Annotated in this window: 20 protein-coding genes; 3 read left to right on the top strand and 17 right to left on the bottom strand. The window is 31.4% G+C overall.

All coding sequences use genetic code 11. From position 1 onward, the window contains the following. Nucleotides 1-110: 110 nt before the first annotated feature. Together JG776_RS05410 and JG776_RS05405 are read right to left on the bottom strand one after the other, a co-directional pair. Entirely contained in the window at nt 111-890 is a 780-nt protein-coding gene (locus JG776_RS05410; RefSeq protein WP_291965410.1) for a short-chain-enoyl-CoA hydratase, read from the bottom strand. A gap of 167 nt (nt 891-1,057) precedes the next feature. Next, a complete protein-coding gene (locus JG776_RS05405; protein ID WP_291965408.1) occupies nt 1,058-2,974 on the bottom strand; it encodes an ABC-F family ATP-binding cassette domain-containing protein in 1,917 nt (638 codons plus the stop codon). Between the two features lie 148 nt (nt 2,975-3,122). On the opposite strand from JG776_RS05405, the gene JG776_RS05400 reads away from it, so the two are divergent. Next, nucleotides 3,123-3,767, top strand: a complete 645-nt coding sequence (locus tag JG776_RS05400; RefSeq protein WP_027308774.1) for a redox-sensing transcriptional repressor Rex — start codon at nt 3,123-3,125, stop codon at nt 3,765-3,767. Nucleotides 3,768-3,772: 5 nt separating this feature from the next. Here the strand turns inward: JG776_RS05400 and JG776_RS05395 are convergent, their stop codons facing one another. The 7 genes from JG776_RS05395 to JG776_RS05365 all read right to left on the bottom strand — a co-directional run bounded on the left by JG776_RS05395 (nt 3,773) and on the right by JG776_RS05365 (nt 10,336). Then, nucleotides 3,773-6,013 carry an ATP-binding protein gene (locus JG776_RS05395; protein ID WP_291965405.1) on the bottom strand — a complete coding sequence of 747 codons (2,241 nt, stop codon included), beginning with the start codon at nt 6,011-6,013 and terminating at the stop codon, nt 3,773-3,775. A gap of 358 nt (nt 6,014-6,371) precedes the next feature. Further along, nucleotides 6,372-7,394: a tRNA (adenosine(37)-N6)-threonylcarbamoyltransferase complex transferase subunit TsaD gene (gene tsaD / locus JG776_RS05390; protein WP_291965403.1), complete on the bottom strand. Its 1,023-nt coding sequence runs from the start codon at nt 7,392-7,394 to the stop codon at nt 6,372-6,374. A 50-nt stretch (nt 7,395-7,444) separates the two neighbouring features. Further along, nucleotides 7,445-8,146, bottom strand: a complete 702-nt coding sequence (locus JG776_RS05385; RefSeq protein WP_291965401.1) for a hypothetical protein — start codon at nt 8,144-8,146, stop codon at nt 7,445-7,447. A gap of 1 nt (nt 8,147) precedes the next feature. Beyond that, the gene (locus tag JG776_RS05380) at nt 8,148-8,531 is read right to left on the bottom strand and encodes a hypothetical protein (RefSeq protein WP_291965400.1); all 384 of its coding nucleotides are present in this window, start codon (nt 8,529-8,531) and stop codon (nt 8,148-8,150) included. A 374-nt stretch (nt 8,532-8,905) separates the two neighbouring features. Next, nucleotides 8,906-9,466, bottom strand: a complete 561-nt coding sequence (locus JG776_RS05375) for a glycerol-3-phosphate responsive antiterminator (RefSeq protein WP_291965398.1) — start codon at nt 9,464-9,466, stop codon at nt 8,906-8,908. Nucleotide 9,467: 1 nt separating this feature from the next. Further along, nucleotides 9,468-9,692 carry a (2Fe-2S)-binding protein gene (locus JG776_RS05370; RefSeq protein ID WP_291965395.1) on the bottom strand — a complete coding sequence of 75 codons (225 nt, stop codon included), beginning with the start codon at nt 9,690-9,692 and terminating at the stop codon, nt 9,468-9,470. Nucleotides 9,693-9,757: 65 nt separating this feature from the next. Continuing rightward, the gene (locus JG776_RS05365; protein ID WP_291965393.1) at nt 9,758-10,336 is read right to left on the bottom strand and encodes an HD domain-containing protein; all 579 of its coding nucleotides are present in this window, start codon (nt 10,334-10,336) and stop codon (nt 9,758-9,760) included. A gap of 242 nt (nt 10,337-10,578) precedes the next feature. Here JG776_RS05365 and JG776_RS05360 point away from each other — a divergent pair, with 242 nt between their 5' ends. Beyond that, nucleotides 10,579-11,865, top strand: a complete 1,287-nt coding sequence (locus tag JG776_RS05360) for an SLC13 family permease (RefSeq protein WP_291965392.1) — start codon at nt 10,579-10,581, stop codon at nt 11,863-11,865. 99 nt (nt 11,866-11,964) lie between these two features. On the opposite strand, the gene JG776_RS05355 is transcribed toward JG776_RS05360, so the two are convergent. Then, nucleotides 11,965-13,077 (bottom strand): hypothetical protein, encoded by a 1,113-nt coding sequence (locus tag JG776_RS05355; RefSeq protein ID WP_291965391.1) that lies wholly within the window; start codon nt 13,075-13,077, stop codon nt 11,965-11,967. Nucleotides 13,078-13,177: 100 nt separating this feature from the next. On the opposite strand from JG776_RS05355, the gene JG776_RS05350 reads away from it, so the two are divergent. Further along, nucleotides 13,178-13,441, top strand: coding sequence for a hypothetical protein (locus tag JG776_RS05350; protein WP_291965390.1), 264 nt, complete (start codon nt 13,178-13,180; stop codon nt 13,439-13,441). A 10-nt stretch (nt 13,442-13,451) separates the two neighbouring features. Here the strand turns inward: JG776_RS05350 and galE are convergent, their stop codons facing one another. The 7 genes from galE to JG776_RS05315 all read right to left on the bottom strand — a co-directional run bounded on the left by galE (nt 13,452) and on the right by JG776_RS05315 (nt 22,836). Beyond that, nucleotides 13,452-14,444, bottom strand: a complete 993-nt coding sequence (gene galE / locus JG776_RS05345; RefSeq protein WP_027308782.1) for a UDP-glucose 4-epimerase GalE — start codon at nt 14,442-14,444, stop codon at nt 13,452-13,454. Between the two features lie 10 nt (nt 14,445-14,454). After that, nucleotides 14,455-15,390, bottom strand: coding sequence for a hypothetical protein (locus tag JG776_RS05340; RefSeq protein ID WP_291965386.1), 936 nt, complete (start codon nt 15,388-15,390; stop codon nt 14,455-14,457). Nucleotides 15,391-15,394: 4 nt separating this feature from the next. Then, nucleotides 15,395-16,552, bottom strand: a complete 1,158-nt coding sequence (locus JG776_RS05335) for a galactokinase (protein WP_291965384.1) — start codon at nt 16,550-16,552, stop codon at nt 15,395-15,397. Between the two features lie 2 nt (nt 16,553-16,554). Further along, nucleotides 16,555-17,541 carry a galactose-1-phosphate uridylyltransferase gene (gene galT / locus JG776_RS05330; protein WP_291965381.1) on the bottom strand — a complete coding sequence of 329 codons (987 nt, stop codon included), beginning with the start codon at nt 17,539-17,541 and terminating at the stop codon, nt 16,555-16,557. Nucleotides 17,542-17,666: 125 nt separating this feature from the next. Continuing rightward, nucleotides 17,667-19,748 (bottom strand): alpha-galactosidase, encoded by a 2,082-nt coding sequence (locus tag JG776_RS05325; RefSeq protein ID WP_291965379.1) that lies wholly within the window; start codon nt 19,746-19,748, stop codon nt 17,667-17,669. Beyond that, complete coding sequence (locus tag JG776_RS05320) at nt 19,749-21,695, bottom strand: beta-galactosidase (protein ID WP_291965377.1); 1,947 nt, start codon at nt 21,693-21,695, stop codon at nt 19,749-19,751. A gap of 127 nt (nt 21,696-21,822) precedes the next feature. Next, nucleotides 21,823-22,836, bottom strand: a complete 1,014-nt coding sequence (locus tag JG776_RS05315) for a LacI family DNA-binding transcriptional regulator (RefSeq protein WP_291965375.1) — start codon at nt 22,834-22,836, stop codon at nt 21,823-21,825. Between the last annotated feature and the right edge of the window lie 26 nt (nt 22,837-22,862).

The following is a 22,862-nucleotide window of genomic DNA, read 5'->3' as shown; positions in this document are numbered from 1 at the left end:
TTATCAATCTCTGCTGCTATTGGTCTTACTTCATTTTCTACAAACTTTTCAAACATTTGTTTTGATAGCTGCTGTTCTCTTGTTAATGAAAAATCCATACCTGTTACCCCCTATCTGTTTTTAAACTTATCTACTTTTCTTTTATCTAAAAAGGCTGCCATTGCATCCCTTTGGTCCTCTGTTGAAAAACAGTGGGAAAATATTTCTGCTTCATATTGAATTCCTGTTTTAATATCAACATCTATTCCTCTGTTTATTGCAACTTTACACATTCTAACAGCCACTGGTGCATTCTTTGAGATTGAATTTGCCAAATCCATAACCTCATCCATTAAATTTTCCTGTGGCACTACCTTGTTAACCAATCCTATTTTTTCTGCCTCTTTAGCATCAATCATTCTGCCTGTGTATATAAGTTCCTTTGCCCTTGATGTTCCAATTATTCTTGCAAGCCTTTGTGTTCCTCCAAAACCTGGAGTTATTCCTAAAGTAACCTCTGGTTGCCCAAATTTTGCATTTTCAGATGCAATTCTAATATCACAGCATAGGCTCAATTCACATCCACCACCTAATGCATATCCATTTACTGCAGCTATGGTTGGTATCTCTAATTCTTCAATTTTTCTAAATACACTATTTCCTAAAATAGAAAACTCCCTTGCCTCAAATACAAACATATTGGACATCTCTTTTATGTCAGCTCCTGCAACAAAGGCCTTGTTGCCTTCACCTGTTATAACAAGAACGTAGATGTCCTTATCCCTTTTTACATCTTCAATGATACTATCAAGTTCAAGTAGAGTATTGGAATTTAATGCATTTAGAAATTTTGGACGAGAAATCTTTAGAACTGCAACATTGTCCCTCTTTTCAAAAGATATGTTCTCCATATTATCCCCCCATTGTTAAATCAATAACATTTTTGCATTCCCCATATTTATTATAATGTTTTCACAATTTTCTATCAACTTAAAGTTCACTATAATATAGAAGAGCACCTTAATTATGTGTAACTTGCTAATTAAAGCTAACATTTACACATAATTAGGTGCTTTCTTTATTCTTCAATATTTGCTAAAAGCTCTTCCCATATCTCATAGCACTTTTCTAATTCATCCTTTAAATTAATTATTTGTTGATTTATATCTCTTGTCCTATCAGGATTTGTATAGACTTCCTCTTTGCAAAGTTCCTCTTCTAACTCTGCTATAGTTTTTTCCTTTTTCTCTATTTCTGCCTCTACTTTTTTAATTTCATTTTTTAAATTTCTAATCTTATCCCTTTCCTGCTTTATTTTTTTCTTTTCCTTCTCTATTTGGGTTTTTGTTTTTCCTTCCTCATTAACTACTATTTCATCTTCCTTTGCATTTTTTTTAGCTATATAGTAGTCGTAATTTCCAAGATATTCAACAATACTGTTCTCCTCAAGCTCGCATATCTTTTGTACAACTTTATTTAGGAAATATCTATCGTGGGATATTACAAAAATAGTTCCATCATATTCTAAAAGGGTATCCTCAAGCTCCTCCCTTGTTAATATATCTAAATGGTTTGTAGGCTCATCAAGAAGTAGAAAATTAGCCTTCTTCAACATAAGCTTAAGTAGATTTAACCTATACTTTTCACCGCCAGATAAATCCTTTATCTGTTTAAACACATCGTCTCCTTTAAAGAGAAAGGCTGCAAGTGCATTTCTTATTTCTCTGACTGTTTTTTGTGGGAATTCATCCCAAACCTCATCTAATATTGTTTTTTCAGGATTTAAGTCCCTTTGTTCCTGGTCATAATATCCAATCTCTACATTTCTGCCAAGCCTTATATATCCACTATCAGGCTGTACTTCACCCTTTATTATTTTTAAAAGTGTGCTTTTTCCACGTCCATTTTCTCCTATAAGTGCAACCTTTTCACCTTTTCTAATCATTAAATTAATATTATTAAAAAGAACCTTCTCTCCATAGGATTTAGACAGTTCTTCAATCTGGAGAACGTCATTACCGCTTTTTATTCTTGTATCAAAACTTATCTTTACATTTTCTTCATAGGTTATTGGTCTATCTCCTAAAGTTTCCTCCAATTTTAACAACATCTTCTCTTTACTCTCTGCTTGTTTTATACTTTTTTCTCGATTGAAGGACCTAAACCTTTCTATCATCTCTTCAAGCCTTTTTATTTCCTTCTGTTTTAATTCGTATTCCTTTACCCTCTGCTCTATTCTATTTTTTCTTTCTTTAATGAAATAAGAATAATTTCCTCCATATTCTTCTACTTTACCATTTAAAACTTCAACCGTTTTATTGGTTATTACATCAAGGAAATATCTATCGTGGGAAATAATAAGCACAGTTCCCTTATACTCCTTAAGGAAATTTTCAAGGAAGGCTATTCCTTCTAAATCAAGATGGTTGGTTGGTTCATCTAATAAAAGAACATCAGGGCTTTTTAAAAGCAATTTTGCAAGAGCTACTCTTGTTTTTTGTCCTCCTGATAGATAACAAATTTTTTTGTTTATTTCCTCCTCAAGAAGTCCAAGTCCAATAAGTACACCCTTTGCATAGCTTTCACAGCTATATCCATTTCTATTTTCAAATTCCACCTGAAGCCTTCCATATTCCTTTAGAAGCCTTTCGTGGTCAGAATTTGGATCTGAAAGCTCCCCTTCAATCTGCCTCATTCTTTCTTCTATCTCTTTTATATCTGAAAATACCTTCATAACCTCTTCAAAGGCAGTAAGATTTTCATCTATGTCTAAGTTTTGCGAAAGATACCCAAGAGTCTTTCCCTTTTGTAGAATTATTTCCCCCTCATCCTGCTTTATGCTACCTGTTATTATTTTAAAAAGAGTAGTTTTACCTGCACCATTTCTTCCAACAAATCCGATTTTATCGCCTTCATTTATTATTAAGTTTACACCATCTAAAACTACATCTACTCCATAAGACTTTTTTATATTGTTAACATAAAGAATTGCCATTTTTTCACCTCAACTTAAAATAGCTTAACAGATTAATTTTAATATTAACCCATCTTTAAGGCAATACTTTTTAGGTAATTGACATTAATTCTTGCATATTATAACATATATGATAGGGGAAAATTATAAGGATGGGAAGTGAAGCTATATGGCAAAGGAAACTAAAATTTCGATGGCAGTTATCAGAAGATTGCCAAAATATCATAGGTATTTAGGTGAACTTTTAAGAAAAGATATAGATAGGATATCTTCAAAGGAACTTTCAGAAAGAATAGGGTTTACAGCTTCTCAAATAAGGCAGGATTTAAACTGTTTTGGTGACTTTGGGCAACAGGGATATGGTTATAACGTTAAGGATTTATATGACCAAATAGGAAAAATACTTGGACTTGATAAGAATTATAAAACAATAATTGTTGGTGCAGGTAATATAGGGCAAGCTGTTGCAAACTATGCAAAGTTTGAAAGGTTAGGATTCCATCTACAGGCTATTTTTGATAAAAATCCAAAGCTTATTGGAATTAAAATAAGGGATATTGAAGTTAAGGATGTAGATTGTTTAGATACATACCTTAAGGAAAATCCAATAGATATAGGTATTATATGTGTTCCAAAGGAGCACGCACAAATGGTTGCAGACATAATGATTAAAAATGGAATTAAAGGTATATGGAACTTTGCTCCAACGGATTTAAATGCACCAGATGATGTTATAGTAGAAAATGTACATCTAAGTGAAAGTTTAATGATATTGAGCTACAGATTAAACGAATCTGAATTATTTAAAGAATAAGTGGGCTATTTGCCCACTTTATTTTTGCATATTCTTTGGATTGTATCTTTAAGCTCTTCAATTGAAAAGGGCTTCTGTATTATATCATCTATATATTTCTTATCAGAATCATTTAGATTACCAAGCCATCCTGTCATTAGAACTACTGGTATATCCTTCTTCTGCTTTATTTTTTCAGAAAGCTCAGCACCTGTGCAATTTGGCATAGCAAGATCACACATTACTGCATCAAAATCATATTTTTCTATAAGTTCAAGGGCTTCCCTATCATCAACTACATAAACCGAGTCGTGTCCAAGACTCTTTAGCATCTCTGATACTGCCACTGCAACTGGCTCTTGATCATCTATAACTAATATTTTATAAATTTGCTTTTCTTCACAACTTTCATTAAGATGTTCTCTGCTTAATCCTGCACCCTTTGCAGGCAGTTTGATCTCAAATTCAGTTCCTTCATTAACTTGGCTTGATACATCTATATGTCCATTCATTTCCTCAATTATTGAGTAAACAATAGAAAGCCCAAGTCCATTTCCTCTTTCATTTTTTGTTGTAAAGAAGGGCTCAAATATCTTCTCTTTAACTTCCTCAGTCATACCAACTCCAGTGTCCTTTATTTTTACCACTATATTTCCCTTCTTATTAAATGACTCTATACTCAAGAATCCGCCATTTGGCATAGCATCTATGGCATTAGAGATTATATTAACAAATACTTCTCTAAGCTCAGTAGCTGTGCCTTCAACAAATCCCTTTGCCTTTAAATCTAATTTTACATCAATACTCTTCTTACTTATTTGAGATTCATAGGTCCATTTTGGTTTTGTAATTTCAACAGATTGAATAATAATCCTGTTTATATCACAAAGTTCCTTTTCCTTATGCTTTTGCTTTGAAAATTCCTGTATTCTTTTTACTATTTTTGCTCCATCCTTTGCGCTTTCCTCAATAAGTTCTATATATCTATTAAGTATAGGGTCGTCTATGTTATTTTTTAAAATTTGTATATATCCCAATATTGGAGTTAATATATTGTTAAATTCGTGGGCTATACCACCGGTTAACTCTCCTAATGCCTGCATCTTTCTTGATTGAATTAAACTGTCCTGTATCTTTTTATACCTTCTATATTCCACAAGCATTTTGCCTATCGTTTGACATACCATATATAAAAACTCAGAACTATCTTCAAAGGAGAAATACTTGTCTTGACTTGAAAGCCACATACATCCTAATATATCATCATCAAACTTTATCGGAATTGTTATACAAGACAATATATTGTTCTTTTGCATAACATCCTTTATTGGCCCTGATATATCTTTAGTATGATATACTAAACAGTTTAATTTTGAAAAAGTTACCTTTGGATTATAAGTTCCACCTTCAATATGCTGTTTATATGTATTTACTATATCATCATTAATATTATAAGATATTACATAGTCAGAATTAAAATCCTTTGGCAAATCATTGTTTTCAAATAGTACAACAAAACCTCTATTTGCTGAAATAGAACTACATATTATGTTTAATGCTGTCTCAAGTATCTCACCTTCATCCTTTTTATAGGACAATTCTCCAGATAATTTGCTTATAAATTTATATACTTTATTTTCTCTTATTACCTTTTCTCTCTTCTTTAAAAATTCCTGTACAATTCCTAATGTTTCTTCCTTTGTGAAAAACCCTTCATCATTTATATGAACATATACCTCATCGTTGTTCTTATATATAAAATTAGGATTTAAATGTGTTATTGCAAAAAGAGCATCAACACCAAATTTGTCTATATTATAGCAGCTTATAGCTGAAACTGGATATTTTTCAAATATATCGTTTAATTCCTTTTCATAGTTATATAAAAACTCCTCATCATAATCGCTATGACAAAAGGCTTCTCTATCGGAAATTATGGCTATTCCGTCATATCCATCCATAACTGCATCCTTTGCCATATCCTTGATGTTTTGATATGCTGAATTTACATTATTATTTTCAAAGAAAATCTGAGAAGATTGAACTATTAATTTATTACTCGCAATAAGTTCAATCATATCCATATTTGCCTGCCTTAAATAAAAATCAAGGCTTGTTAGAACATCTCTATCGACAAAATAATAACACTTTCTATTATTTCTAATTCCCCACGATATAAACGCCGCAATCACATCATAAGCATAATCATCGTCGGTGTTAATTAGGGTATACCTAACACCTCTTTGGAAGTATTTATCAAAATTCATTCGACTTCCCCCTAATTCAACACAAAAATTATAGATATTTTTCTAAATGACTAATTATATAATATAACATATTTTGCTAAAATGAAAGCTTTTTTTGTACTTTTTTGACTTTTTTCTATTATTTTCTCTTTATTTCTTCTTTTACTTATTCATTTCCTTTTTATGTAATTGCAATAATACAATAAAAAATAAAGATAATCTAAAATTAATTATCTTTATTTTTTTCAAAAAATTAAGTTATATCCACATTGTCCACAATATTATCCACAGGTTTTGCAGGCTGTTTTGTGGAGCTTTTGCAGATTTATCCACTTTATCCACACTTAATATGTTAACATATCCAAAATATCCACAAATTCTACAATCTTTGTCCTATTTTTAATGAAGGATATGCATTGAGCCCTAAATTCGACACAAGCCCTGCATTATAATTATAATATCCTGCACTTGCTATCATTGCAGCATTATCTGTACATAAACTAATCGGTGGATAGTAAAAATTAATTCCTTCTTTTTTACATTCTTTTGCTAATGTATCTCTTAACTTAGAATTTGCTGCAACACCACCTGCAAGACAAATTGTTTTCATATTATATTTTTTTGCCGCAATTATTGCCTTTTCAGTCAATATCTCAACAACAGACCTTTGAAAACTTGCTGCAATATCCTCCCTTTTAATTTCTTTTCCCGTCATCTGCATTTTATTTAAGTAGTTTAAAACTGCAGATTTGAGTCCACTAAAGGAAAAATCAAAACTTTCATCTTCAAGGTATGCCTTTGGAAAATCTACTGCATATTCATCTCCCTCTTTTGCTAAGGCATCAATTAGAGGTCCTCCTGGATAACCTAGTCCTAAAGCTCTTGCAACCTTATCATAGGCTTCTCCTGCTGCATCATCCCTTGTTCTTCCTAATACTTCAAATTCAGTATAGTCCTTAACAAGAACAAGATGTGTATGTCCACCGGAAACTATAAGGCATAGGTAGGGTGGCTCTAATTCCTTGTGTGCTATGTAGTTTGCTGCTATATGGCCCTCTATGTGATTTACTCCAACAAAGGGTTTATTTAAGGATAATGCTAATCCCTTGGCATAGGATAATCCTACAAGAAGAGCACCAACAAGACCAGGACCATATGTTGCAGCTATTAAATCTATATCTTCAAAGGATATATTTGCCTTCTCTATTGCCTCTTTTACCACATTACTTATAACTTCAACGTGCTTTCTTGAGGCAACCTCAGGAACAACTCCTCCAAATTTCTTATGAATGTCAATCTGTGAAGATATTATATTAGAAAGAACTTCTCTTCCATTTTTAACAATAGAACAAGATGTTTCATCACAGCTTGATTCTATTCCAATAACAATCAAATCCTTCATCTGTATCTCTCCTTATATATTTTCATTTTAATTATACCCCAAAATGCTATTTATACAACCTTTATTTTGTGAGGAACATAAAATACGTCCAACCAAAGAGAAACTATTAAATTTAAAAGTTTCTTCTTTATTCTGCTGTTGCTTATTAAATTTATTTCGCTTACTATCTCTCCCTCTGTCTTATCACCCATATCACAACTTATTAATAAAGGTGTATCTATTATTTCAGCTTCAACTTCATCTAGCTGTACCGGGTCAAATAAATTTATACAAAGTCCGTCAGTTTCTGCATAGAATAAAGCATCTGGATTCATTGTTAATAGACCGTTTACTCTTTGAAAAGTCAACCAAGTATCATGGGCCCATTTTAGTTTTAATATTAATTTATCATTTTTTAATATGCTTTTTATTAGGTTTAGTATAAATTTACTTTTAGATTTTATTGATACAGTCAAAATAACCTTTTGAATACTATTTGAACCTCTTTCAAATATAGTTATATTTTCGGCTGTTTTTTTATTTTTTATTGATACATAAATATTTATATATCTTCTAAGCATACTAATCAATATTTGATCAACTATATACGAAACAATCGCCATATCTAAAGCAATTATAGCAGTATCAGAAAAATTTTTTGCAAAAGCAAAAAATTTTAAAATACTGATTCCCTGGACATATACAATTAAAATAACAAGAACTTTTGCGAGTAATGCTTGAAAATGTATATTTCTTAATATTTTTGATACCACCTTAATCATCCCCTAATAAAATAGGAATAAAATTATCTATTATTTTTAAATCAAAATTATCCATAATTATTACTCCACAATATAAAATTTCTATATTATTATTTAAAGACGTGCACCTTATCTTTAATATATCACCTTCATCTGTCAATGTTGTTTGAGCAGTATAACCCAATTCTTCTAATACATCAATTATCCTTTTAAATAAAAAATTACTTATTAACAGACTTCTAATCTTCATTTTTTTGAGAATTTCATAATGGCAACAGGTACACGGATTTTCCATTTGAACTACTAAAATATTTTTATTTAAATAAATTAAGTTATCTATATCCTGTAAATTAATATTATCGTTATTTGGTTTTTGAAAAAGTTTCATACATACCATATATTTCACCCCTAATCTATACTATTAAACAATAGTTGATTTTGTTCGACATTTTACATCATTTTTTTACAAAAATTTAATACACAAAGTTAATATTTTATGTTATTATAATTATGCGGCAACAAACAAACCCCAACCCATTTACCCATTTCCCGGGATCCCCCCCGGGCTTTTTTTATGTAAAAAAGAGGTGTCGAAAACGTGCCGAGCCGAGCGGCCATCAGGACGATGGCATCGCGAGGGTAGGACTTTTTCAAACAAAGAAAAGCTTAGAATTGCTTAGCAAAATGAACTGATGTCCAAAAAATCCTTCATGGGGCTAATCAATATATAACTTTTTAAACAGATTGAGGTGTCGAAAACGACACCTCTTTTTACTCATTCCAAAGTTCCTTCTTAGATGTTGAAATTGCAATCGCTCCATTAGAAAGTGCATTTATAATATCTGTTTTATCACATATTAATCCACCAACAATAACAGGTATATCTATCTTTTTATGGATTATGCCAATAACTTTGCTTACAAGGCCTGGCATTATCTCAACAGCATCCGGCCTCTCCTCAACAATGCTTTTTATTCCTGTCTCTAAAGAGCGTGAATCAAGCATAAATAATCTTTGTATAGCCGCAATACCCTCATTTTTAATTGACTTTATTAAAGTAGGCTTTGTGGTAATTATACCATCAACACCTGCCCCCTTTAAAAACTTTACTGCCTCCTCATCTCTGCCTAATCCATCTACAAGATCTATATGCACATAAACCTTTTTTCCTTTTTCCTTTAACAAAGATACTGTATCCTTTATAGTTAGAATACTTCCAAATAACATAAATATTACCTTTACATCTGTTTTTATAACATATTCAATATCAGCATTATCCTTTACAGCTGCTATGATTGGATTTTCCTCAAGATACTCTATTATTTGCCTCATTTTAGTCCTCCAAATTTTTATAATATTCATCTATAAGTTCTTGAATTTTTTCTGAACATCTTTTTCCTCTGCAGGAACCAGTTGTTACACCAGTAGCTTTTTTAACATCCTCTACTGTCTTTGCTCCATCTTCAATTGCCATTTTTATATTTAACCTGGATATAGATTTAAAAATACATATCTTAGTTAACTTATCCATAATTGAATTATTTAAATTACTATTCACATTTGTCCTCCTATAATGTTAATTTTATCCACATATGTTAATAAGTTTGTGGATAGTTTTTAGAATTATTTAAATATATAATCAATCTTATCCTGTAGTTCCTTATACATTGGGTATGCTTTTAAATCCAAAAATACATCTAATAGCTGAAAATAGTACCACTTCTGCTCGTCATAACCTGCATTAAACATTACCCATAATTTATCTCTCATAGTGTTATAGTCCTCAACCATACTTCTTATATTGCTTAACTTATCTGCACAAGATACAATCTTTACATCTATTGACGCATTTTTTAATTTATCTATGGCTTCTTGTTTTCTTTTTTTCCAAGTATTTATCTTTTCACTTCTTGTTAAACTTCTATTAACCAATAATTTTTCCTGTTCTGTTACAGATAAAACTATATCAACAACCCTCTTGGGAAAATTTGTTTTTATAAGCTTTAAAAGTTCCATTCTTCCAGATGTTATATCCTCTAATGTATCGTGTAAAAGCCCTGCTGTAACTAAATCATCATCACCACCATTTTCCAAAATTATAACAGCAACTTCTACAGGATGAATTATATATGGTGCATTTGAACCTTTTCTTTTTTGATCTTTATGTACATCCCAAGCAATTTTAAGTGCCAAACTATTCATATACCCACCACCATAGATTTTAAAACTCTATTTATTAAAAAATCTTTTTTACTATTATATACCATAATTTTCTAAAATAAAACTTTGTTTTTCTAAAAATATTGCTTATAAACTCAGTAAAGACAATTTAAGTTAATTTTATGACATAACAGAATATTTTTCTATCTTTTTAAACAAAATTAGTGCAAATTTTATTAATTTTTTGTATAATTTAATTAGTAATACATTTGAGGGGGGATTTGATGACAATTGCACTAATAACGTTTTCAGCAACCTATATACTTTTGATGCTTGAAAAACTTCCAAAATATTTAATTTCTCTAATTGGTGCATTAATAATAATTGCATCGGGTGTTTTATCTCTAAATGATGCAATGTCCTTTGTTAGCTGGGACACAATAGGTCTTCTTTTAGGAATGTTTATTATTATAAAAGTACTTGAAGAGGCAAACTTTTTTAATTTTATGGCTGTTAAAATAATGGAAAAACTTAATTTTGATATCAAGAAAATATATATTGTTTTTCCATTAATAACAGCACTTCTTGCGGGTTTTATGGACAGTATTACAGTTCTTATCTTTTTTACAATATTAACAATAAACCTTTGTAAAATGTTTGATATAAATCCTGTTCCTCTTGTTATTGCAGAGGTATGTACTGCAAACATTGGAGGAAGTGGTACTTTAGTTGGAGACCCTCCAAACGTAATAATAGGAAGTGTACTTAACTACACCTTCTCTGATTTTGTAAGAAATACAGGTCCTATTGCCTTCATTTCAACGATTGTTGTAACATTATTTTTCTTCTTAATAAACTTTAACAAACTAAAGTCAATTAAAAAACTTAATGAGGTAGAAAAAGAACAACTAATCTTAGAAAACAAAATATCAAATTTAAAATATGTAAAGATAGGTGGTTTATCCTTTGTTTTTGCAATAGTTTTCCTTGTAACACATCATCTTTTAAATGAGATGTTTGGATTTCATATATACGCATCTATTGCAACTTTACTCCCAGCAATGGTTTGTCTTTCATTACTCAAAGAAGATTCCGACAATATACTGCGTTCAATAGATGGTGAAACACTTCTATTTTTTATAGGACTATTTATAATAATAGGTTCACTTGAAAAAACAGGCGTTATATCTGTAATTGCAGAAAAGATAATAAAACTATCAAATGGAAACCCTATACTTCTTTCATTATCTTTTATTTGGATATGTGGTATAATTAGTGCTGTTGTTGATAATGTTCCTATGGCTCTAACTATGTCCTATATTCTACTTAGCATAATAAATCAAAATCCTGACTTAGCTTTATGTAAAGATAATTTTGTTTGGTCATTAACATTAGGACTTGATATAGGAGGGAATATGACTCCAATAGGAGCATCTGCAAACGTAATGGCCTATAGCATACTGGAAAAAAATAAAATTCACGTAGGATGGAAGAAGTGGCTAATGCTTGCTATACCTACAACAGTAATAGCGCTAATAGTTTCAACAATAGGAATTTATATTAAATTATAAGTTCCTTGTTAGTGGTAATTAAAAAGCTTATCAAAATGAGAATCTTTATCTTAATTCATTTTGATAAGCCTTTTTTAATATATTGTTTAAATCTCATTTCTATTGGATTTTAATATTAAACTGATATTTAAACTTAAACTCAAGCTTTTTTGAATATACCTTTATTTTAACATCCTGACCATCTTCAACACTAAAATTACATTCGTTATATTTATCTACATATAAAGATATTATATTATTTTCTCCACTATATGCTTCAACATAGATAGGTTTATCACTTTTAAAACTTATATTGTAGTTCGCCTTATTTAATTTTAAAGAGTATATATCAACATCTCCTGCATAATCTATGTATCCTTGATAATCTTCATCTAATATTATGTTTGTAGCTAAATAGTCAAAATTATTAAATTCATATTTGTCCCTAAATAGTTCAACTTTATCTTCAACAATCCTGTTATACCTCATTGGTATATAGGTTCCATCCTCAATATACTTTTTTATTTCAGAATAACTCCTGTAATTTATAGTTGTCCTATCAAATGCAACATATTTCCCTGTTGTTGCTTCCATAACGATGATACCCTTTTTATCTGCCGACTCTTTAAGATAAATAAAAACGTGGTATTTCTTGTGATTAATTATATCCATTGGCTTTAAATCCTCAAATTTTATAGGATGAAAATAATCATCTAACATTTGCGTTGAAACCTTTATAGGTAGTTTATAGACAGCTCCAACAAAACCAGAACAGTCAAGCCCTGCTGTTAGCGGCTTATATCCACCATTTGTATTAATGTTTCCTGCAATTAAACCCTTATCTAAAGCATCTTTAAAATCTTTAACTTGAGGTTGATTACTTATATCAAGGGATATATAACCTCCCCAGCAATAGGGTATTCCACTTGTTAATTCTCCATCCCTTAGATGTCGTGGCATTGTAACTTCATTGTTATCTACAACTCCATTTTTAGATGCATCGTATTTCCATACAAAATTTATCATTTCCATTCCACGTTTATAGGCTTCACTTCTTTTTATCTTGACTATGTTTGTAGATTTGTACGGCTTTGATTTATAATTTATATATACTATAAAAAATAGAACCAAGCAGATTATAAATATAAAAAAATATAGTTTGAAAATAAAACTAAAAATAGAATTTATTTTATTTATTCTAAATCTAAATTTTCGATATCTAAATGCCCTCATCTTTATCCCCTAAAAAATTATTTCATTTAAATAAATATTAATACTTTTTCAGTTTTATGTTGTAAATTTTGTTGATATAATAAATTAAAGGAGGGATTTTATGCAGTATTTGATTTTTCCAATATGTATATTAATTGGGATTATACTATCCTATGCTATGTGGAAGATTTCTAAATCAATTAAATTCCCATTTATCTTTTCAATTTTAACTGTAATTTTTGGCGTATTTTTGATTATTAAAGCAAAAACAATGCCTACAGAGGGTTTTAAGGATTTAGCTTATGTTCTGAATGCAATTATGTTATTTTTGATTTCTATAGGTATGTGGATACAACTTATAATTGTGAAGGTAAGAAAAAAGTAGCTTATATAAGCTACTTTTTATCATCATATCCGTTAGGATGATTTTTGTGCCATCTCCAAGCTGTTTCTATAATTCTTTTAATATCCGTATATTTTGGATTCCAATTAAGTTCACGTCTTATTTTTTCAGAACTTGCAATTAAAACTGCTGGGTCTCCTGCTCTTCTTGGTGCTATTTCCTTCTTTATATTTATTCCTGTAACCTCTTCTGCTGCCTCTATTATTTCCTTAACTGTAAATCCATTACCATTTCCAAGGTTATATACGTTTGAGTTCTTTCCATCATAAAGTGCTTCTAACGCAAGAATATGAGCCTCTGCCAAATCATTAACGTGTATATAATCCCTTATACAAGTTCCATCCTTTGTGTTATAGTCATCTCCAAATATTTTTATACTCTCCCTCTTTCCAAGACAAGTTTGGAGAACAAGAGGAATTAAGTGTGTTTCTGGGCTGTGGTCTTCTCCTATATCTCCCTCATCATCAGCACCACAGGCATTAAAATATCTTAGTGCTACATATTTTAATCCATAGGATCTTGAATAGTCCTCCATAGCATTTTCCATAATAAGCTTTGTTCTTCCATAAACATTTGTTGGATTTTTTGATATATCCTCTGTTATAGGAACCCTTTCAGGTTCTCCATAAACTGCCGCTGTTGATGAAAAAACAAGCTTTTTAACATTGTTTTTAAGCATAACATCAAGTAGATTTAAAGTACCTTGTACATTGTTATAGTAATACATTTGAGGTTTTTCCATTGATTCTCCAACAAGGCTGTAGGCTGCAAAATGAACAACTGAATCAATGTTGTATTTCTTTATCGTCCATTCTAACTTTTCGCTGTCAAAAATGTCACCCTCAACAAAGTTTGGACACTTTACAGCATCCTTATGTCCTTTAACTAAATTGTCATATACAACAACATTCTTACCCATCTTATTTAGCATTTTCACAGTGTGGGAGCCTATATAACCTGCACCCCCAGTTACTAAAATATTCATAAAACCCCTCCTAAACCAATTCTTCAAGAACAATATCAATATACCAGTTCTGTTCTTCTTCTACCTCTAATGGTTTTATTTTACCATACTTTTTAGCTATTTCAACAGAATCGTAAAAGGCATTTGAGGGTTCAAGTGCACAGTTGTATTCTCCTTTAAATCCACCTTCATTTATCCAAACGCCAAGGTATGGTATTTTATCTTTTGGGAATAATAATTTATACAGCAATCTATTTCTATTTAAAGTTAAAGACGCTTCCCCCTTCTTAACCTCTCCATATACATAGAATTTTTCTGTCTTTTCAAGGGTTTTAGGTCCAATTCTATCAACCCTAACTTTTTTTCCATTCACGTCAAAGGTTTCAGGGAATAGATGTATATTCCCCACATCTCCGTAAATGCTGCTTTTGTGGACATTCATTATACTTTCTTCATCTATTAAAATTCTACTCTCCTCATCACAGGCAACAAGTCCGTGAAATGCCCAAAGCCCATATAATGGACTACTTCCTGTGTTCTTTACTTTATAATTTAGCCTTATAACATTTTTATCAAGCTTAATTCTTCTTTCAAATTCATATTTAAACCTTATACCCTGTACCCTACAAATAATTTCCTCATCAAAAATTTCAACCTTCCAAGGAATACTCCAAAGTTCTCCGTGATCTGGCATTCTTTCATCATAACCTTCATAGTGATACATACATTCATCTATTGTAGGATACATATCATCAATTCCTGAAGTATCATACTTTTCAAAGCTATCACCGTATTCTGCAGGTATATATTTATTTAATGCTGGCTGTGCTAAAACTTCAAAGTTTTGTGGTTTATAAATCAATGATGCAATTTTAGCCCCAAGCTGAGGCAGAAGGACTAAACTAATATAATCATTTTCAAACTTTATCCCATCAAGCCCCTTATATACTATATTTTCTATCTTCATATCATTAGCACCTTCCTATAAATTTAACTCCATCACCTATTTTACTTACATAAAAATCTGCCTTTATACCTGTCCTTTCCTTGTATCTATTAGAAACTTCATTAATAAATTCTTCCTCCATTCCTTCTTTAACAATTGCAATTGCACATCCTCCAAAGCCTGCACCAGTCATTCTTGCACCAAGGCATCCTTTAAATTTTATTGCTTCTTCAACTATAGCATCAAGATGCAATCCTGTAACTTCATAATCCTCCTTTAATGATTTATGTGATTGGATTAAAAGTTTTGAAAAGGCTTCAATGTCTCCCTCTCTTAAAACTTTAACAGCTTCCTTTACTCTCATATTTTCTGTTATTGCGTGGCGTGCTCTCTTTTTGATTGTTTCATCTTCAATATAATCTAAATCCTTTATTTCTGCTTGGCAAAGATTTTCTATTGCTTTATGTGCTTTTATAATCTCAAGTGCCCTATCACATTCTGCTCTTCTTTCATTATACTTTGATTCACTAAGTTCCCTTCTTTTGTTTGTATTCATTATAACTAAGCTTGAATCCTTTAAATTAAAGGGAACATATTCATAATAAAGATTTGAACAGTCAAGTAAAATTGCATTATTTTCTCTTCCTGCAGAAACTGCAAACTGATCCATAATTCCACAATTTACACCAACAAATTTATTCTCAACCTCTTGGCATAGCTTTGCTATTTCTACTCTATCTATATCTTCAGCATTATTCTTGTGTAACAATATATAGGCTGTTAAAACCTCTATTGCTGCAGAAGATGAAAGCCCTGCACCATCTGGTAAATTACTGTAGAATAGTATGTCAAAACCATTAACCCTATATCCTAATTCCTTTACCTTCTTTATTACTCCCTTTGGATAGTTACCCCAATCATCCTTTTCATCGTATACTATATCTCTATCTAAATTTATTACAACCTCTCCTACTGCATTTTTAGACCTTAATCTTATAATATTATCGCTTCTTTCTCTAAGCATCCCATAAATACCTATTGTTAGAGCACCAGGGAAAACATATCCGCCATTATAATCTATATGTTCTCCTATAAGATTAACTCTTCCTGGAGAGAAATAAATATCAACTTCACCTTCACCATATTCCTTTTCAAACATATCCTTTAGTATTTTTACCTCCATAATTATCCCCCTATCTTATCTAAAAATTTTCTTAATGCTTCCCTTAATTGTTCTGATGTTTGTTCAACCGCAAGGGTATTGCAGGCAGCCCACGCCCCCATTTCAGATGATGCATAATATTTTATTTTATTTGCATCCCTAAGTGGTGGGTAAAACTCTATATGGAAGTGATAATAGTCTGTGCTGTCCTTATATTCTTCACAGTTAACTGGCGTTTGATGTATACACATCATATAAGGAAATAATCTTTCAAAAAGTGTATCAAATGCACCAGTTACCTTTTTTAATATATCTGCTAAATCCCATTTTTCTTTGTCAGTAAACTCTGTAAAGTTCCCCTTGTGAGATTTGCTAACTATAAATACTCCGTAAGGGTAATCTGTAAAGAAAGGAATATATGCAATAAAACTTTCATTTTCATATATAACTCTCTTTTCAAAATCCTTTTCTTCTCTATTCATTCTACAAATCATACATTCATTGTGTTCTTTATAATATTCTTTACAAGAATCAAGTTCAACCTTAACCTTAAGTGGTACAAAGGAATATCCATATATCTGTCCGTGAGGATGTGGCATCGTAACTCCAACTTCCTCTCCTCTATTTTCAAATTCAAATATATACTTTATTTTTTCATCCTTTGAGAGTTCCTCAAATCTTTCAGTCCAAAGATTGACTAATTTATATATATGTGAAACTTCAAGTTCTGGAAGTGTTTTAGTATGCTCTGGTGAATATAATATAACTTCGCACTTTCCATAGTTTTGAGCAACTTTATATAAGTCATTTCCATCAACATCAGGCTGTCCAGGTGCTTGAGTTAGAGCTGGAAAGTCATTATCGTATTTATAAACGTCATAATTGTCTGGTACTCTCCCCGAACCTGGGCAAAATGGACACCAATCCTTTGGCATATTAGGTCTTTGCTGTCTATTTGAAGCTACCATAGTCCAAGTCTTTAAAAGTGGATTCCATCTTAACTCTGCCATATCCATTCCTCCTCATAGAAAACCTTTTCTATAATCATTATATAACAATCTCACCAAAAAATAAATATCAATTTTCAAAAAATTTAAAAAGGGATATGAAATTTTCATATCCCATAGGTGTAGCATTATTCATATTTCAAATAGATTGCATTTGACGCATAATCTCCCTTTAGCTCTACATCTATACCGTAGTTCATAAGATAAGCACCTGATTTAAAATACTCCTTTCCTTCAATCTTTACTTTATATCTTTTACCTAACTCTAATCCCTTTAACCTAATTCTAAATTTAGATTTTGAATAGTTTTGTCGAGGTAAAAATGTAAAGACTACCGACTCATCCTTTAATACATATTGAACAGAATGTATTTCTTCCTTTTCTATTAAAGATAGTCTATAAAGGTCTCCAAATTGAACTATATGTCTTATTTTTTTATACTCTTCTATCATATCCTTAGCAATCTTCTTTTCTTCATCTGTCCACTTATTTATATTTCCTCCAATTCCTAATGTACCCATCATAGCACAGTGAAATCTAAATTTTAAAGGAATTGTTCTATTGGTTAAAAAATTAGGGCAATCTGTAACCCAAGCTCGCATAGCAAGAGCTGGATAAATTAAACTATAGGCCTCTTGTATCTTTAATCTATCAAAGGCATCTGTATTATCACTTGTCCAATATTGGTCAAAATATCTTATGGAACCTAAGTCAACCCTTCCTCCGCCCGAAGCACAGGCTTCAAAATACACATTAGGATGCTTTTCTCTCAACCTTTTTACTATCTCAAAAACTGCCTCTGTATGCTTTATCCAAACACTTCTTTTATCCTTAAGGTTTAGAGCACCTACCTCTGAAAATGGCCTATTCATATCCCATTTTATAAAGCTTATATCGTTTTGAGTTAAAAGCTCATCAAGTACGCTATATACATAATCCTGAACTTCCTTTAAAGTCATATTTAAAACAAGTTGATTTCTTGCAGTAGTGCATTTTCTATTATTAAAGTGGTACACCCAATCAGGATGATTTCTATAAAGGTTGCTATCTGGATTTACCATTTCAGGTTCAACCCATATTCCAAAATCCATTCCTAAGGCTTTAACCTCATCAATTAAAGGTTTTAAACCTTGTGGAAACTTCTCCTTGTTTACATACCAATCCCCAAGACCTGCCCTATCACTATTTCTCTCCCCAAACCAACCGTCATCTACAACAAATAGTTCGCATCCTATCTCCTTTGCTCTCTTTGCAAGCTCTATTTGCTCGCTACATTTAACGTCAAATAAAGTTGCCTCCCAAGAATTATACAAAACCGGTCGTATTTTTTGGTTAAAGTTTATGGGCATTAATTTGTTTATAATAAACCTGTGCATCCTTCTTGACATTTCTCCAAGACCCTTTTTAGTATAACCAAAATAAACTGTTGGTAAAACTAAACTCTGTCCCTCTTCTAATGTAATTGAGGTATCAAAATCGTTAATCCCTACTAATACCCTTGTATAACCATAGGGCATTCCTTCTGCAATTATTTTAAAATTACCACTATATTCTAAAGCACCAAAGTAGACTTCTCCCCTATCCTCCTCTGCATCCCTTTCAATGATAAAGTATGGATTGTTGTTATGTCCTGTATTGCCCTTTCTACTCTCTAATATAACCTTACTGTAGCCTACCTGCTGTCTAAACCTTATCCCTTCCCTGCCCCAATGTCCTCCAACGTTATTTATATAATATCCTAATCCATCAAGATTTAGTTCAAATGAAAAGACCTTTTCTATTTTTATACTATCTTCACCTACATTTTTAACTTCGATGTATCTTGCAAGTAAATCATCTTCTTCATAAACTTTATATTTAAGTATTACTTCTATTTTATAATGTTCATCTTTTAGTAGAACTTCAACATAATCCTCATCTACTTTAACATCCTCTAACTTTAAAACAAGGTCTCTTGTTCCATCTTCAAACTCAACCTTAAGACAAGTTTCTTTAAACCTTAACTTACCGTGATAAGAAAACTCCTCCTTAGCAACGTCATATATCGAATCATTAGAGGAAACCTCCTGTATTTTTTCTAACTTAAAGTCCTCTAAAGGTATATCCTCGCCAAAATAAACGTGCCTTATTAATTCATCCTCTAATTTAAATACATACTGCATTGATTTAGTATATAAACTAATATATTCGTTATATTTTCTTACCCCCATCTATTTCACCTCTATAATCTTACTATCATAAGGCATAAGCTTTATGCCAAATGCCTCCTTATCTTCATCAGTATGATTCATAACAAACATATACTTTTTATCATTTAAATATCTTGTATATACCTCAACACCACAGGGCGTATTGTAATGTTCTATATCATTTTTAATTACTATCTCCTCTGCTATTTTTGTTAATATTTCTACATCAGCAGATGTTCCAATGTAATATACTTCGCCTTGTCCAAATTTATTTAATGTTATACATCCCTTTTCTCTATAGAACTTATCCTGATATGTATATAGAACCTCTGCCCCCTTTGAATTTATCATTTCCCTCATAACACTACATTTTGTCCTTCCAAATTTGCCATCTGCATAGGCAAATTGCCCCTCCTGAAGTGATTCTATCTCCTCCACCTCTATGCCTGTAAGGTCATTTAAATTGCAGGGCATTGCTTTTCCAAGATAAAGATTGTTGTTTCTGTCCTTTATGGATGTTCTGTAGGTAAGGACAACTGTTCCTCCTTTTTTAGTAAACTCCTCAAGTCTATGCTTTAGCTCCTCATCAACTATCATCATAACAGGCAATACAACAACTTTGTAATTGCTAAAGTCATCCTTAGAATCTATTACATCTATATGCGTATTATGTCTATAGAAGGCTGTATATAACTTTAACATTTCCTCTTTAAAGTTGAAGGCTGTACTTTGAGGTTGAATCTTCCAAGCCCATATATTTTCATAATCATATAGAAAGGCTATCTCTGACTTTATTGAACTTTGAAGAAGCTCCCTATAACCCTTTACATCTTTAAAGAACTCCTTAACCTCCCTGTATTTTCTTCCCTCTCTATTATCTTGGTCAATGATACCTAAACAAAATTCCTCTGTTCCAAAGGTTGCTGTTCTATATCTAAAGAAAAGTATAGATTGTGCACCGTGGGCTACTGCCTGATATGCCCACATCTTTGCTTGATTTGGCCTTGGAAGATATCCTATTATGGTATGCCCCTGTGCTCCCATAAGCTCTTCAACAATCCAGAAGTTTTTTCTCTTTAAACCTCTTATAAAATCTAAATCCATTGCAATATTGGCAGGAGTAATTGGTTCCTTTAGGCCTCCCCAAACAGGATAGTTGTCATAGGAAGCAATATCCATTTCCTTTGCCATTTGTTTATGGTCAAAATTTTTATCAAAATATCCACCTGCTATATTAGTAGTAATAAATGCCTTCTCTCCTAAAATATCTCTTAAAATGTCCACTTGAAACTTTGCATATTCATTTATTGACTTTGACATAAATCTCTTATAGTCAAGCTGCATAGAAGGGTTATGATGCGTTATAGTCTTAAGTGGCAGTGGAATTTCATCAAAGCTGTTATAGGTTTGGCTCCAAAATACTGTTCCCCAAGCCTTGTTTAAATTATCTATTGTTCCGTACTTTTCCTTTAGATAATTTCTAAATCCTCTTTTACAACTGTCACAGAAGCATAAATCACTTCCCTCGTGTCCAAATTCATTATCTATCTGCCAAGCTATTATTGAATCCTCATTCTTATAATGATTTGCAAGCTCTGTAACAATCCTTTTAGTATATTCTCTGTATGTTTTGTTATTATAACAATACATCCTTCTTCCACCAAAGCTCCTTGGAATTAGGTTTTCGTCCCTTTGAAGTATTTCTGGATATTTACTTATAAGCCAAGCTGGTGGAGTTGCTGTTGGAGTTCCAAATATGACTTTAATGCCTCTTTTTTTGAGCTTCTCTATCACCATATCAAAAAAGGAAAAATCGTATTCACCCTCATTTTTCTCCATTATATGCCAAGCAAACTCTCCTATTCTAACAACCTCAACCCCCATATCTACCATTCTATCAATATCTTTGTCCATCATCTCAACAGGCCAGTGTTCTGGATAATAATCAACTCCAAAAAAACTTTCCATTATACACACCCCTTTAGAAAACGTTTTCATTTATATTATAAAACAATTTTTCTAAATTGTCCATCAATTTAATATAAACAAAAATCTCACATTTAGTTTGATTAAAGACTAAATGTGAGATTTTATATCATATCCTACAACTTTCTCTTAATATTAATTTTGTATTAATCAATACTTTGTCTGCTTCATATCCTGATTCTATATAATTAAAAAGCATTTCTGCAGACTTCTCCCCAAGCTTTTTCATATTTTGATCAACAGTTGAGAGCTTTGGCGTAGTCATTTGAGATAAAATTATATTGTCAAAACCAATGATTGAAAATTCATCTGGAACTTTAATTCCAAGTTCAAGGCAAGCATTTAAAGCACCCGTTGCCATAAGGTCATTGCAGGCAATAAGTGCAGTAAAATCTTCCCCAAGTTTTATATCTCTACTTACGTTTATTATTGACTTTTTAGTGTTTTCAACGACTTCAATACTATTACCTGCATTCACAGTTAATACGTATTCAATGCTTCCTATGTTTTTAATAAATTTTCTATATATATTCTCCTTTAAATCATAGGAATAACTGCTTTCACCTCTTACAAATATAATATTTTTATGCCCTGTTTTATTAAGATGCTTTAGAGCATTTTTAAATCCATTCTCTTCATTACTTATAACAAAACTTAAGTCTATTTCCTGATGATATCCATTCACAAAAACAACAGGAACTGTATTTACTATTTCATTATAAAAACCTGACAGAATATTTTCTGTTTGAGGGTCTACAACTATTATCCCATCCACATATCTCTCTATAAATTTATTTACTGCATTTATTTCTACCTTTGCATCTCCATTTGTTATATTTAAAAATATATCATAGCTGTTGTTTCTTGCATATTTTTCTATACCATCTACAACCTCCGTAAAATACATATTTGTAATACTTGGAACCACTATTCCAATGCTATTTGTCTTTCTACTAACAAGACTTCTTGCAATAGGATTGGGTTGAAAATTGAGCTTTTTTATTGCTTCCTCAACCCTCTGCCTTGTTTCCTGCTTTACAGGATAATTTCCGTTTATTACTCTTGACACAGTTGTAATTGAAACCCCAGCCTCTTTTGCAACATCATTTATAGTAACTGCCATAAACACATCACCCTATCATAATTAAT

The sequence above is a fragment of the Caloramator sp. genome (genome assembly GCF_020054765.1).
GTDB lineage: Bacteria > Bacillota > Clostridia > Clostridiales > Caloramatoraceae > Thermobrachium > Thermobrachium proteoclasticum.
This window is presented reverse-complemented; position numbering and strand designations above follow the sequence as displayed.

Excerpts from the sequence above, each read along its gene's own strand:
- JG776_RS05410 (WP_291965410.1), bottom strand. The coding sequence starts at position 890 with ATGGAGAACATATCTTTTGAAAAGAGGGACAATGTTGCAGTTCTAAAG.
- JG776_RS05405 (WP_291965408.1), bottom strand. The coding sequence starts at position 2,974 with ATGGCAATTCTTTATGTTAACAATATAAAAAAGTCTTATGGAGTAGAT.
- JG776_RS05400 (WP_027308774.1), top strand. The coding sequence starts at position 3,123 with ATGGCAAAGGAAACTAAAATTTCGATGGCAGTTATCAGAAGATTGCCA.
- JG776_RS05395 (WP_291965405.1), bottom strand. The coding sequence starts at position 6,013 with ATGAATTTTGATAAATACTTCCAAAGAGGTGTTAGGTATACCCTAATT.
- tsaD (WP_291965403.1), bottom strand. The coding sequence starts at position 7,394 with ATGAAGGATTTGATTGTTATTGGAATAGAATCAAGCTGTGATGAAACA.
- JG776_RS05380 (WP_291965400.1), bottom strand. The coding sequence starts at position 8,531 with ATGGTATGTATGAAACTTTTTCAAAAACCAAATAACGATAATATTAAT.
- JG776_RS05375 (WP_291965398.1), bottom strand. The coding sequence starts at position 9,466 with ATGAGGCAAATAATAGAGTATCTTGAGGAAAATCCAATCATAGCAGCT.
- JG776_RS05365 (WP_291965393.1), bottom strand. The coding sequence starts at position 10,336 with ATGAATAGTTTGGCACTTAAAATTGCTTGGGATGTACATAAAGATCAA.
- JG776_RS05360 (WP_291965392.1), top strand. The coding sequence starts at position 10,579 with ATGACAATTGCACTAATAACGTTTTCAGCAACCTATATACTTTTGATG.
- JG776_RS05355 (WP_291965391.1), bottom strand. The coding sequence starts at position 13,077 with ATGAGGGCATTTAGATATCGAAAATTTAGATTTAGAATAAATAAAATA.
- JG776_RS05350 (WP_291965390.1), top strand. The coding sequence starts at position 13,178 with ATGCAGTATTTGATTTTTCCAATATGTATATTAATTGGGATTATACTA.
- galE (WP_027308782.1), bottom strand. The coding sequence starts at position 14,444 with ATGAATATTTTAGTAACTGGGGGTGCAGGTTATATAGGCTCCCACACT.
- JG776_RS05340 (WP_291965386.1), bottom strand. The coding sequence starts at position 15,390 with ATGAAGATAGAAAATATAGTATATAAGGGGCTTGATGGGATAAAGTTT.
- JG776_RS05335 (WP_291965384.1), bottom strand. The coding sequence starts at position 16,552 with ATGGAGGTAAAAATACTAAAGGATATGTTTGAAAAGGAATATGGTGAA.
- galT (WP_291965381.1), bottom strand. The coding sequence starts at position 17,541 with ATGGCAGAGTTAAGATGGAATCCACTTTTAAAGACTTGGACTATGGTA.
- JG776_RS05325 (WP_291965379.1), bottom strand. The coding sequence starts at position 19,748 with ATGGGGGTAAGAAAATATAACGAATATATTAGTTTATATACTAAATCA.
- JG776_RS05320 (WP_291965377.1), bottom strand. The coding sequence starts at position 21,695 with ATGGAAAGTTTTTTTGGAGTTGATTATTATCCAGAACACTGGCCTGTT.
- JG776_RS05315 (WP_291965375.1), bottom strand. The coding sequence starts at position 22,836 with ATGGCAGTTACTATAAATGATGTTGCAAAAGAGGCTGGGGTTTCAATT.